We start from the raw sequence: 12,465 nt of genomic DNA, 5'->3' as shown, positions 1-12,465 counted from the left end.
GTCATGGCTAGAAGTCTAAGCGAGGCCGGCGTCGTGGGCCAGGAGAGCTACTTGCACCCGGTTGTTGAGGCCGAGTTTGAGGAGGACCCGGGTGAGGTGCGTCTTGACGGTGGGGACGCCCATGGCGAGATCGGCGGCGATCTCCGCATTGCTCTTGCCTTGGGCAACTGCCGCGGCGACCTCGCGTTCGCGATCGGTCAGCCTGGCCAGTACTTCGAGAGCCTCGTCGCGCCGGCTCTGCTCATCAGGACCGGACACATAATCCATCAGCTGACGGGTGACCGCGCCGGACAGGATCGGGTCTCCGCCGGCGACCTTCACCACCGCGTCGACGATCTCCTGGGGCGCCGCGTCCTTCAGCAGGAAGCCGGCCGCACCCGCGCGCAAAGCATGCAGCAGGTGTTCCTCCGAACCGAAGGTCGTCAGGATCACCACCTCCGGCGCATCCGCACCCGATCGGATGGCCTCGGTCGCGGTCAATCCGTCCATCACCGGCATGGTGATGTCCATCAGCACGACGTCCGGCTTGGCCGCCCGTACGGCGTCGATCGCGGCCCGCCCGTCGGCGGCCTCCCCCACGACCTCCAGCTCGGCGGCGCCACCCAGCATGCTCTTCAAACCAGCCCGTACCAGCGGATCGTCGTCCACGACAAGCAACCGAACCCCCGTCCCCACCATGCCGGCCATCGTAGGACACCGGCTCAGCGACAGGTCGGCAACAGCGTGCGGCGCATTCCTATCGAGCTGGCCAGGGTAGCCAGGCGTGGAGGCGGAAGCAGTTCGTGGTGGTGGGACCGTGGTCGAGCGTGCCGCCGGCCAGCTTCGCCCGCTCGGCCAGACCCACCAGTCCTACGCGTGACCCGTCCCCAGGATCCGCGGAAGCCAACGGATTGCGGATCTCGATGGAGAGGCCGTTGCCGGCGGCCCCGGACAGGACGATGGTGACCGGCTGGCCCGGTGCGTGTTTGCGTGCGTTCGTCAGCCCCTCCTGGACGATCCGGTAGCCGTGCCGCCCGGTGGTCAGCGGGATCGATTCCGGAGGCGACGAGAGCGGCGTGAACATCACGGTCATCCCCGCGGTGCGCGACTCCTCCACCAGGGTGTCGAGGTCTGCCAGGCCAGGCTGCGGCCGCCTACCACCCGAGACCGCGGCATCGGGCGCACGTAGTACGCCGACGATCTCCCGCAGATCTTCCATGCACTCCCGCGCACTCGACCGGATCACCCCCGCCGCCTGCGCAAGCTCATCGGACGGCATGTCCGGCCGAAACTCCAGCGCACCAGCATGCACGCTCAGCAGCGACAACCGATGCCCGAGTGCATCATGCATCTCCCGAGCGATCCGCTCCCGCTCACGCCGCCGCCCCTGCTCGACCCGCAGCTCCTGCTCCTCCTCGGCCCGCCGAGCACGCTCAGCCAGCGAAAGCATCAACTGTCGCCGCGTCCGTACGACGATGCCCCAGGCAACCGCCGCCACGCAGAGCAGGCTGGTGAGGCTGACCACCATCCAATAGACATACGGAATCGACCGCGCCGGCGGATAGATCCAGAACTGCACCAAGCACGACAACACCGCCGCAACACACCCGAGCGCGCTGACCAGGGTCCGCCGATGCACCGCCAGGCTGAAAAGCGCCAACCCACTAGAGCTCCCCACAGCCGGGAAGAACGCGGACAACCCGATCAACGCCAACGCGACAGCGAGCGGCCACCTCCGCCGCAACATCAGCGAGAGCGCAGCCAGTACGCCGATCGTCGCATGCAGCACGACCGGCGGGTTGAGCCTGGACCCGTCGGGAATCGCCAGCCCGATCACGCTCAACCCCGTACCGAGCGCGACGAACGCCACGTCCACGACCCAGTCCCGCGGCGTACGCCGACCCTCGCCCGGGGCAGCGCGCGACCCCGGGCTGATCATCGCCGTCAGCAGCCCCGGCCGGTCCAGCTCGATCGACATACCTCAGACGGTAACCCGCAAAGGCTCAGCGCTTGAGGATCTTGAGCACCGCCGCCGTCGTGATCGGGTGATAGCCGGGTCGCGCGGTCTCGAACACCTGACTCGCGAGCTCCCGGCCGCCCTCGGTCCGTACCAGCGCCTTGTAGACGGGCAGCACCAGCTTCATCCGCCCCACCCGGGTCAGGAAGACGGCCAGCTCGTCGTACGCCGGGGTGTAGGTGCTCGCGGCAACGATCGAGTACCAGCGACGGGCGATCTCGCCGTTCGCAGTACCGGTCAGGTCGAACTCCCGATCGAGCTGCTGCAACTGTTCCGCCGTCAGCACATCCGGCGCGGCGTCGAGGAAACGCAGCCACTCCTGCGTCGTCCAGTGCTTGGCGCCCTCAGGCAGCTCGCCGGTCGAGAGCCAGCGCTCACGCGACTCGTCGACGACCTCGAACCGCGCAGAGATCGCTCTCTCCGCGAAGGCGGGGATGCCCGGCTCGTCCAGCCAGGCGGCGATCTCCGCTGCCGTCACCACGCCCGGGTGCTTGTCCAGCAACTGCTCCTGCAGGTGCTCGACGAAGTCGTCCGAGTTGATGCTCTGGAACGCGAAGCGATCGAAGTACCCGCGCAGGAAGGGATCGAAGACCTCCCGCGTGAACCGCTCCTCCAGCCAGGTCAGGAACCAGCAGCCCTTCAGCGGTCCGAGGCCGGTCGTACCGTGGTACTGCGACCGGTGGTTGAGCCCCGGCAGCTCGGCCGCCTGCTCCGCCGCCGAGAGCGGATCCAGCTTGACCACGGTCGCGTGCTGCTTGATCGCCGTCTCCATCACGGCCAGCTCGTTGCCGTAGACGGCCTCGACGATCCGGTACTCGACGTAGGCCGTGAAGCCCTCGTTGAGCCAGATGTCGTCCCAGCTGTCCTGGGTGACGAGGTTGCCCGACCAGCTGTGCGCCAGCTCGTGCGCCACCACGTTGACCAGCGACTTGTCGCCGATCACCACGGTCGGGGTGGCGAAGGTCATCCGCGGGTTCTCCATCCCGCCGTACGGGAAGGACGGCGGCAGGACCAGGATGTCGTAGCGACCCCACCGGTACGGTCCGAAGACCGCCTCGGTGACCCGCATCATCTCCTCGATGTCGGCGAACTCGGTCGCCGCCCGCTTGGCCATCTCCGGCTCGGCCCAGACACCGGTCCGGGCGCCGATCGGCTCGAACACCAGGTCGCCCGCGGCGATCGCCAGCAGGTACGACGGAATCGGCTCCGGCATCACCACGTCGTACGAGCCGATGCGGCGCGACTCGGTGCCGTTGTCGGCGCTCATCAGGACCATCAGCTCAGGCGGGGCCGTGACGTGCGCGGAGTAGCTGAAGCGCACGCTCGGGGTGTCCTGGACCGGGACCCAGCTGCGGGCGTGGATGTGCTGGGACTGGCTGAACATGAACGGCATCACGCCGCCCGCGGTCATCGCCGGCTCCAGCCACTGCAGCCCGGTCGCCGTCGGGGCGGTCCGGTAGCTCACCCGCACCTGCCCGTGCTGCCCGGTCCGGATCGTCAGGGCTGATCCCAGCTCGTTGTCCGGGACTGCCAGGCTGTACTCGAGCGGCTCCCATTCCCCGTCGACCGCACCCTCCACCGCGAGGACGGTCAGGTCCCGCGTATCGAGGACCAGCCGATCGCCCGGGCCACTCCAGGCGAGCGTGTGCGTGGCCGTACCGGACAGCACCTTGGCGGTGAAGTCCAGGTCGAGGTCCAGCGCGAGGTGGGTGGTGCGCACCAACGCCGGTTCGGCGTAGGAGTGGCGATCGTGGCTCACAGGGGCTCCCGAGGCAGAATGTCGTTCGCAGGACATTACCCACGGAAAGGCCCGATGACGCGGCCTATTAGGGCCACGGGCAGCACCGTGCCAAAACCGGTTCAGACGGGGAACCCCTGCTGGACCAGCGAAACGGGGACAAGATGGCGCAGGGACGGCCGGAGCTCGTACTGCAGCGGAAGCCGTTCGGATCGTGGCTGCTCGGCCCGGCCGGCCAGTCGCCGCGGCTGCTGCGGATCCGGGCTCAGGTGCTGTTGAGCGTCTTCTGCATCGGCACCAACATCATCGGCGCCACGACCGTCTTCGTGCTGGCCGTCTTCGTCCTGCCGGGCCCGCCGGCCAACGACGAGCTGAGCCTGGTCCGGGCGATCGCCGTGCCCGCCTTCTTCGTCGTCGCACTGGCCGTCGGCGTGGTGGTGAGCACGCGGCTGGCGGTCCGTACCACCAGCTGGGTCCTCGAGGACCGGCCGGCGACCCGCCGGGAGCAGATCGCCACGCTCCAGCTCCCGCTGCGGCTGACCCTCGTCGAGGTAGTGCTCTGGTTCCTGGCCACGGTCTTCTTCACCGGGCTGACGCTCGCGCTGCAGCCAGAGAGCGTTCTCCGGGTACTGGTGACCATCGTCGACGGCGGAATCGTCACCTGCACGGTCTCGTATCTGCTGGCGGAGTTCACGCTGCGGCCGATCGCCGCGCGGGCACTGGCCGATCAGGCGCCGCCCAAACGCCTGCTTGCGGCGGGGCTGAAGGCGCGGACGATGTTCTTCTGGGCGGTCGGTTCCGGCGTACCGGTGGCCGGGCTGATGCTCACCGCGGTGCTCGCCCTGATCGACGGGGAGGTCTCGCCGACCCGGTTGGCCGTCATCATCCTTGCCCTTGGCACCCTTGTGCTGACTTGTGGCGGATTCCTCACGTTTCTGACCGCGCGGTCGGTGGTTGCGCCGGTTCGCTCGGTGCGGAACGCGCTGACGGTGATCGGCGACGGGGAGCTGAACGTTCACATCCCGGTCTTCGACGGTACGGAGCTGGGCTCACTCCAGGCGGGCTTCAACCGGATGGCCGCCGGTTTGCGTGAGCGGGAGCGGATCCGCGATCTCTTCGGGCGGTATGTCGGGCCCGACGTGGTCCGGGAAGCATTGGCCAGTGATGCTCTTGGCGGGGAGGAGCGCTTCGTCGCAGTGCTGTTCGTGGATCTCGTGGGGTCGACCGAGCTCGCGGCGGTCCGGCCGCCCGGCGAAGTCGTTGCCTTGCTGAACAGGTTCTTCGAGATCGTGGTCGACGAGGTAGACCGCCAAGGTGGCTTCGTGAACAAGTTCGCCGGGGATGCGGTGCTGGCGGTCTTCGGTGCGCCGGCCGAACTGCCCGATCCGGCAGGGAGCGCTCTCCAGGCGGGCCGGGCGCTTGCTCGGCGGCTGGCTCAGGAGTTGCCCGAGGCAACGGCCGGGATCGGCGTCACCGCCGGTACGGTCGTTGCCGGGACTGTCGGAGACGTGCGCCGCCACGAGTACACCGTCATCGGCGACCCGGTCAACGAGGCATCCCGACTCACCGAGCTGGCCAAGTCTGTCCCCGGCCGATTGCTCGCCTCGATGGCCGCCGTCGAGGAGGCGGCCCCCGCCGAGGCCCGGCGTTGGAAGGCGGGCGAAGAAGTCACCGTCCGAGGCCGCAACCGCCCGACCCAACTCGCGATCCCGGCCCAGGTACCAGGTAGTGATCCGATCTGACCAGCTAGCGATCCCCGCCTAGGTAGTCGTGGAGCAGGGCCGAGCCGTGCAGCATCGCGCGGGTCCGTCGGTCATGTGCTGCTCGTCGCTCCGCCACCGCCGCGCGCAACGCCTCCGTACTCCCGGTCTGCCGCAGCCCGTCCAGTACAGGCCGGATCTGGTCGAACCCGTATCGCCCGCGCCGCAGCATCGCGATGATCCGCGCATCCCTCACCTGCAACGGACCGTACCGCCGGTACTTCGTCCCCGCCTCCCGCACCGGCATCAGCAACTCCGCCGACTCCCACACCCGCAACGTCGACGTCCGCACACCGAGCTGCGCCGCCAGCTCCCCCACCAGCAGATCCGGCCCATTCACCACCGGTACGCCGTCCAGGAACTCCTCAGCCGCCTCCCCCAGCGCCTCGCTCGCCACGTCCGTCGCCAGCCGCTGCTCGTGCAACGCAGCATGACTAGCGTCGATCAACCGAAACGCGAGCGCCTGGTCCCCAGCATGAACCGCCTGCATGATCCGCGTAGAGGTCTCATGCCCGAATCCAGGCACCAGCGCCCGAAACGTCAGCATCGCCTGCAGATGCACGTCGTCGTACTGCCGGTAGCCCGACTCGCTCCGCGGCACCTCGGGCACGATCCCGGCCGTCTCGTAGTTGCGCACCAACTGCGTCGAGATGCCGGCCCGCCGCGCCAAGTCGACCGGTCGCAACCCCATCCGTCAGCGCCCGCCCGCCACGTCGACCATCGAGCCGGTCATGTACGAGGCGCGCTCCGACGCGAGGAACGCGATCAGCTCGGCGACCTCTTCGACCTTGCCCGGACGGCCCAGCGGCGGCGTACCGCCGATCCGGTCGAGCCGGCCCTCCTCGTGGATGTCCGTCTCGATCAGCCCGGGCCTGATGCCGAGCACGCGGATGCCTTCCTTCGCGACCTCGTTGGCCAGCCCGATCGTCATCGTGTCGACCGCCGCCTTGCTGGCCGCGTAGTCGACGTACTCGCCCGCCGACCCCAGCACCGCACCCCGCGACGACACGTTGATGATGACTCCGCCGGCGCCGCCACTCGCGGTCGACATCCGGCGTACCGCCGCACCCGCGACCAGGAACGCCCCGATCGTGTTGATCCGGAACACCCGCTCCAACCGCTCCACGTCGTAGCCGGCCACTCGCCCGCTCGGCGACACGATGCCCGCATTGTTGACTACGGCACCTATCGCGCCGAGCTCGCCGGTCACCGCGTCGAAGAGCTGCTCGATCTGGTCGGCCTCCGCGACATCAGCCTGTACGGCGTACGCGCGCCTGCCCAGCTTCTCGCAAGCCGCGACGACCTTTGCTGCCTCGTCCTGACGGGTGCGGTAGCTGATGCCGACATCCCAACCATCCGCCGCCAACGCACCGGCCGCCGCCGCTCCGATCCCACGACTCCCACCAGTGACCAACGCCGTACCCCGGCGAGCTGCAGTCTCAGTCATGCCGCCCAGCCTTTCACGCAGGCCGCCTGAACACCGCCAGCTGCACCTCGTTGTCGTCGAACCCCAGCGCCCGGTAGATCCGGATCGCGAGGTAGCCGGGATCCGCGACCATCACCAGCGTGTGCGCGGCCAGCTCGTCGAACCCGTACCGCGAGGCCCGGTGGACGAGCGTGCCGGCGATCCCCTGGTTGCGATCCGCCGGCCGGGTCTGCACGTTCTGGAACCGCGCGACTCCCGACCCGTCCCACGCCAGCCCCAGCGAGGCCTGCAATCGGTCACCGTCGAACGCGCCGAACCAGCGGGCGTGCCCGGACTCGCACAGCTGCCGCTCCGCCTCCATCCGGCGCCGGCTGAAGACCCGGTACTCCTCGTCGACCGTCATCGTCGCGCACTCCAGCGACACCGCGAAGGACTGCTCCCAGTCGTCGTCGCTGCTCAGCTGCCGGTACTGCGAGGTCTCGTTCGGCCGGGCCGGCCCGCGTACCTCTCGCGCGGTCATCACCGTGCTGCGGTCGACCTCGAGACCCTGCGCCTTGACCTCGTCCTCGCTGCCGACCACCCCGTCGATCGTGTCGACACCCAGCGCGAGGTGCTTCGCGTCCGGGAACTCCCGGTGGAAGATCTCCTCCCGCGCGGCGGCGTCGCCCGGCCCGAACGCAGTACGGAAGAGCAGGTAGTTACCCCACCAGAAAGACGGGTTGGCCGGGGTCCGGACGACGACGTAGTCGCCTTGATCGGTCAGTACGGAGCCGCTCAGCTGCAGCAGCATCAGGTCGGTTCGGTAGCCGAGGCTGGTGAAGTCCACCTCACCATCGTCGGGGCCGCGTCAAGACGATTTGCGCGACTGCCGCCATCTGGGGGCGTCCTTGCGCTGCGCCGCCGCGGCGATGTTGCGCTGCATGCCGCCGAAGACGATGCCGTGGAAGGGCTTGATCGCCCACCAGTACAGGTGTCCGGGCAGTCCGTGCGGATGGAAGAGCGCTCTCTGACGGAAGATCGTGCGGTTGTCGTCGTCCGTGTCGACGATCAGCTCCAGCCACGCGAGACCAGGAAGGCGCATCTCGGCACGCAGCCGGAGCAGCTTGACGTCCTCGATCTCCTCCACCCGCCACCAGTCGAGCGGGTCGCCGACGGACAGGTCGTTCGGGTTTCGCCGGCCGCGGCGCAGACCCGGGCCGCCGAAGACGCGGTCGAGGACTCCCCGGGCCCACCAGCCGAGTCGCCAGGAGTACCAGCCGTTGCCGCCGCCGATGCCCTCGATCACCGACCAGAGTTGCTCGGGGGTGGTCGCGATCGCGCTCTCCCGCTCGTCGACGTACAGGGAACCACCGGACCAGTCGGGGTCGCCTGGCAGCGGGTCGCTCGGTGCGCCGGGCGTGGACGCCGAAGCCCAGCTAGTGGTGACGTCTAGGTCCTGGACTCGTTTGAGCGCGAGTTCGACGGCTTGGTCGAAGCCGATCAGGCCGGTGGCGGGGTCAGCGACGTACTGCTCGATGTCGTGCTCCTTGCAGACGACCTCGTGGATCAGGCTGTCGACGAGGGGTCTGGCGATGCTGTTCGGGACGGGCGTCACGAGGCCGACCCAGTGGCTCGACAGCGACGGGGTGAGGAGCGGGAGGGTGACGATTCGCCTGGTGGTGAGGTGGGCGACTGCGGCGTACCGCTGCATCATGTCGCGATACGTCAGTACGTCGGGCCCGCCGATGTCGAAGCCTCGGCTTACGGTCGCGGGCATCTCGGCGCTGCCGACCAGGTACAGGAGGACATCGCGTACTGCGATCGGCTGGATCCTGGTGTGGAGCCAGCGTGGGGTGACCATCACGGGCAGCCGGTCGGTGAGATACCGGAGCATCTCGAAGGACGCCGAGCCTGAGCCGAGGATGACCGCGGCGCGCAGGACCGTCGTCGGGACGCCGGACGCGAGCAGGATCTCGCCGACCTCGCGTCGGGAGTCGAGGTGTGGGGAGAGCTCCTCGCCCTGTGGATAGAGGCCGCCGAGGTAGACGATCCGTTGGACTCCGGCGTCTCGGGCAGCTGCGCCGAAGGTCAGCGCGGTATGACGGTCGCGGGACTCGAACCGCTTGCCGGTGCCGAGGGCGTGGATCAGGTAGTACGCGACGTCGACGCCTTCGAGCGCCTTGTCGAGTTGGTCGCGGTCGCCGGCGTCGGCCTCGACCACCTCGACTTCGTCGTACCAGTCGCGGTCGCGGAGCCGGCGGGGATTGCGGGCCATCGCACGGACCCGGTAGCCGGCTTTGAGCAGCTCGGGGACGAGCCGGCCGCCGATGTAGCCGGTGACGCCTGTGACGAGGACGAGCTTGTTCGTATCCATGTGGATCGTCCGGTGCCCTTTGAGCGTCCGCTTCATTCTTGGCCTTTGACATGCAGCCGCATGGCTGCCTATTGTGGTTAGGCAGCCGATTGGCTGCATGAATGGAGTGGTGATGGACGACGAGGTGTTCCGGGCGCTGGCCGATCCGAGCCGGCGGCAACTGCTGGACAGCCTGAACGAGCGCAACGGACAGACCCTGAGCGAGCTGTGCGCCGGGCTGTCGATGGCCCGGCAGTCGGTCAGCAAGCATCTCGCAGTACTGGAGAGCGCGAACCTCGTCACCACCGTCCGGCGCGGCCGGGAGAAGTTGCACCACCTGAACGCCGAACCGATCAACGCCATCGCCGACCGGTGGATCAACCAGTACGACCGGCGGCGGGTAGAGCTGTTCGCCGACCTCAAGACAGCATTGGAGACAGAACCAGTGAGCGACAACGACTTCGTCTACACGACCTACATCAAGACCACGCCCGAGCGGCTCTGGCAGGCCCTCACCAACCCGGCCTTCACCCAGCAGTACTGGGGCGTGCAGCACCGGACCGACTGGAAGGTCGGCTCCCCCATCGACTGGGTGATGGGCGACGTCACCATGTCCGGCCCCGGCCAGGAGGTCCTCGAGTACGACCCCTACCGCCGCTTCGCCTTCACCTGGCACCACATCACCCCCGAGTTCGCCCGGGCCACCGAGATGGACGACGACCTCTACGCCAAAGCCAGCGCCGAGCCCCTCTCCCGGGCCAGCTTCGACCTCGAGCCAGACGGCGACCAGGTGAAACTCACCGTCATCCACACCGGCTTCGAACCCGGCAGCGCCATCCGCGCGATGATCGACGAGGGCTGGACCAAGCTCATCTCCGACCTCAAGTCCTTCGCCGAAAAGGTCAGCTAGTTTTGAAGACGTGCCAAATCGTCTAGGTGAGTACCTCCGGGCAAGACGCGAACAAGTCCAACCCGAAGACGTGGGCCTGCCCCCAGGCGGAAGACGCCGAGTCCAAGGCCTCCGCCGCGAAGAACTGGCCCTCCTGGCCGGTATCAGCAGCGACTACTACATGCGCCTGGAACAAGGTCGCGATCTGCACCCCTCGGACCAGGTCCTGGACGCCCTCGCTCGGGTCCTGCAACTCTCCCCCGACGCAACGGCCCACCTCCACACCCTCGCCCACCCACCCCGCCCCCGCGGCTTGGCCGGCACCCCCGAAGACGTCCCGGCGAGCTTGATCCGGCTGATCAACTCCTGGACCACCACCCCGGCGTACGTCCAGGACAGGTTGCTGAACATCCTCGCCTCGAACCCAATAGCGGTGGAGCTCTCCCCCGACTACACCGTCGGCAGCAACCTGCTCCTGAAGGTCTTCCTGGACCCGGCCGAACGCACCTTCCGCCGCGAATGGGCCGAGGTGACAGCCAACGGGGTCGCCGCCCTCCGAGCCCAAATCGGCTCCAACCTCGACGATCCCGACCTGCTGGCTCTGGTCGACCAGTTGTCCGCCGGCAGCGACCACTTCCGAACCCTCTGGAACCGCCACGACATAGTCGCCAGGTTGGGCGGCATCAACCGCCTGAACCACCCCGACGTAGGCCCTCTGGACCTACGCGCCGAAAAGCTCCAACTACCAACCCCCGAAGGCCTAACCCTCTGCATCTTCCACGCAGACGACCACACCCCCACCGCAGAAGCCATGGCGTCACTCGCGGCCCGCCTCGACACCCTGACCTACTGACGCGCTCGCAGAGCCACCAGCCAGACGAATACCGACGTGAACGCGAACAACGCGACCAGGCTGGCGAGCGGCACCCAAACGCCGGCGCTCTCGCAGACGTTCACCAGTGCCTGCACAACCGCATAGGCGGCCGAGACCACGAAAGCGATACCAAGGGCCGGCATCGTCCAATGCCGGGTCGAGATGTCCTTCCGCCTGGCCGATCCCTTCAGCACCTGACGAGTCTTGCGATAGGCGATCAGGCTGACGATTCCGCCGCCCGCATCAACGGACCGGTTCCGTCCGCCAACTCGGCGACGGTCTCGAGCGTCAGCACAATCGCGTAGATCATCAGGATCGCCGCAACCGCGAGCCCAACCCCAGCCAGCAATTCGCCGGCCGCGGCGCGACCACCTGAGGTCGGCTCTCCGCCCAGCACCGCGTAATTGATGCTGGCCAGCACCAACGCCAGAAACGCACTCACCAGAACCCTCGCCGCATCAGCGATATGCCCGGCAACCTCCTCACCGAGCCGACGCCCCGTCGAGAGCACAAGACTCGGAACCAGAATCAGCGCAGTAAACGCAAACCCAGCAAGAACCCCGGTCAACGCCGAGTAAAGACCAGCCGTAGCAGCAATATCGAACGAAGCATCATTCAGGCAGACAACATCCATCCGACTCCCCCACCAGTTGGCGCAGCAACAGCGGTCAGATCGCACAGAGCGCCAGACCTTCGTATCAGACGACGAAGCCCCCGTCGACGTTCCAGCCGACTCCGGTGACGCACCACCCTGCCTGACTTTGTCAAGACTCTGCACGACGCTGTAATACCGCCGACCGTGAACCCGCTCCTCCATAAGTTCCCGACAGCAGGAACACCGCTCCCCCTGATCGGAGAACCGCCGTGCTCAGGAAATCCCGTAGCCGAGGCAGGTCATCAACTCACCACCGCAGCCGCCTCACAGCCCTCGCCGCCGCCCTCGGCGCCCTGATGCTCCTCACCACCACCCTCACCGCCTCAGCAACCGAGCCCACTCCCGACACCACCACCCGCTCGGCCGCCACCCCCGCCGGCATCCTCGACCCCTGGGTCAGCCCCAACCCCGAAAACTCCGCCTTCGGCAAATGGACCCAGCAACAAGCCACCGACTGGGTCAACAACTGCCCCGCCGCCCGCTTCTGCACCTGGATCCGCAAAGGCGAGTACTACACCATGTTCCAGTTCTACAAGTGCGGCACCTACTCCCTGAGCGGCTGGCTGGGCACCACCAACTTCTACAACCACCAAAACGTCCAGGTAGAAACCCTGGGCTCCCGCCACGAACACATCGGCTACATCCCCACCAACTGGAAATTCATCACCAACTGGGACAAGGTCTGGTACATAAACCTCTGCACCTGACCCCCGACGCGCCACCGTCAACCAGCGGTGGCGCGTAACACTTCATGGCGACAACGCGATGAACCGGACAACGGGGGCGGGGGAACTT

Annotated in this window: 13 protein-coding genes; 4 read left to right on the top strand and 9 right to left on the bottom strand. The window is 67.7% G+C overall.

The features are described from left to right. Positions 1-15: 15 nt before the first annotated feature. Genes ABD768_RS01905 through ABD768_RS01895 form a run of 3 tightly spaced genes read right to left on the bottom strand, consistent with a single transcriptional unit; the run spans position 16 to position 3,755 of the window. The gene (locus ABD768_RS01905; protein ID WP_344836596.1) at positions 16-678 is read right to left on the bottom strand and encodes a response regulator; all 663 of its coding nucleotides are present in this window, start codon (positions 676-678) and stop codon (positions 16-18) included. Positions 679-736: 58 nt separating this feature from the next. Beyond that, positions 737-1,957, bottom strand: coding sequence for a sensor histidine kinase (locus ABD768_RS01900; RefSeq protein ID WP_344836593.1), 1,221 nt, complete (start codon positions 1,955-1,957; stop codon positions 737-739). Positions 1,958-1,982: 25 nt separating this feature from the next. Beyond that, positions 1,983-3,755: a M1 family metallopeptidase gene (locus tag ABD768_RS01895; RefSeq protein WP_343972024.1), complete on the bottom strand. Its 1,773-nt coding sequence runs from the start codon at positions 3,753-3,755 to the stop codon at positions 1,983-1,985. A 143-nt stretch (positions 3,756-3,898) separates the two neighbouring features. On the opposite strand from ABD768_RS01895, the gene ABD768_RS01890 reads away from it, so the two are divergent. Next, positions 3,899-5,476 (top strand): adenylate/guanylate cyclase domain-containing protein, encoded by a 1,578-nt coding sequence (locus tag ABD768_RS01890; RefSeq protein WP_344836590.1) that lies wholly within the window; start codon positions 3,899-3,901, stop codon positions 5,474-5,476. A 4-nt stretch (positions 5,477-5,480) separates the two neighbouring features. Here ABD768_RS01890 and ABD768_RS01885 read toward each other — a convergent pair whose 3' ends face one another. Genes ABD768_RS01885 through ABD768_RS01870 form a run of 4 tightly spaced genes read right to left on the bottom strand, consistent with a single transcriptional unit; the run spans position 5,481 to position 9,273 of the window. After that, a complete protein-coding gene (locus tag ABD768_RS01885) occupies positions 5,481-6,185 on the bottom strand; it encodes a MerR family transcriptional regulator (protein WP_344836587.1) in 705 nt (234 codons plus the stop codon). A gap of 3 nt (positions 6,186-6,188) precedes the next feature. Further along, complete coding sequence (locus ABD768_RS01880; RefSeq protein WP_344836584.1) at positions 6,189-6,941, bottom strand: SDR family oxidoreductase; 753 nt, start codon at positions 6,939-6,941, stop codon at positions 6,189-6,191. 13 nt (positions 6,942-6,954) lie between these two features. Further along, positions 6,955-7,746: a GNAT family N-acetyltransferase gene (locus tag ABD768_RS01875; RefSeq protein WP_344836582.1), complete on the bottom strand. Its 792-nt coding sequence runs from the start codon at positions 7,744-7,746 to the stop codon at positions 6,955-6,957. A 21-nt stretch (positions 7,747-7,767) separates the two neighbouring features. Further along, positions 7,768-9,273: an SDR family oxidoreductase gene (locus ABD768_RS01870; RefSeq protein ID WP_344836580.1), complete on the bottom strand. Its 1,506-nt coding sequence runs from the start codon at positions 9,271-9,273 to the stop codon at positions 7,768-7,770. A 112-nt stretch (positions 9,274-9,385) separates the two neighbouring features. Here ABD768_RS01870 and ABD768_RS01865 point away from each other — a divergent pair, with 112 nt between their 5' ends. Continuing rightward, entirely contained in the window at positions 9,386-10,162 is a 777-nt protein-coding gene (locus ABD768_RS01865; RefSeq protein WP_344836577.1) for an ArsR/SmtB family transcription factor, read from the top strand. A 10-nt stretch (positions 10,163-10,172) separates the two neighbouring features. Continuing rightward, a complete protein-coding gene (locus tag ABD768_RS01860) occupies positions 10,173-10,994 on the top strand; it encodes a helix-turn-helix transcriptional regulator (RefSeq protein ID WP_344836574.1) in 822 nt (273 codons plus the stop codon). On the opposite strand, the gene ABD768_RS01855 is transcribed toward ABD768_RS01860, so the two are convergent. Continuing rightward, complete coding sequence (locus ABD768_RS01855; protein ID WP_344836571.1) at positions 10,988-11,209, bottom strand: hypothetical protein; 222 nt, start codon at positions 11,207-11,209, stop codon at positions 10,988-10,990. The genes ABD768_RS01860 and ABD768_RS01855 overlap by 7 nt on opposite strands. A gap of 23 nt (positions 11,210-11,232) precedes the next feature. Next, complete coding sequence (locus ABD768_RS01850) at positions 11,233-11,649, bottom strand: hypothetical protein (RefSeq protein WP_344836568.1); 417 nt, start codon at positions 11,647-11,649, stop codon at positions 11,233-11,235. A gap of 317 nt (positions 11,650-11,966) precedes the next feature. Between ABD768_RS01850 and ABD768_RS01845 the strand changes: the two genes are divergently transcribed. Continuing rightward, positions 11,967-12,377 carry a hypothetical protein gene (locus tag ABD768_RS01845; protein WP_344836565.1) on the top strand — a complete coding sequence of 137 codons (411 nt, stop codon included), beginning with the start codon at positions 11,967-11,969 and terminating at the stop codon, positions 12,375-12,377. Positions 12,378-12,465: the final 88 nt, after the last annotated feature.

It is taken from the genome of Kribbella ginsengisoli (assembly GCF_039537185.1).
Lineage (GTDB): Bacteria > Actinomycetota > Actinomycetes > Propionibacteriales > Kribbellaceae > Kribbella > Kribbella koreensis.
The sequence above is the reverse complement of the archived record's forward strand: the minus strand, read 5'-3'. Positions and strand labels throughout refer to the sequence as shown.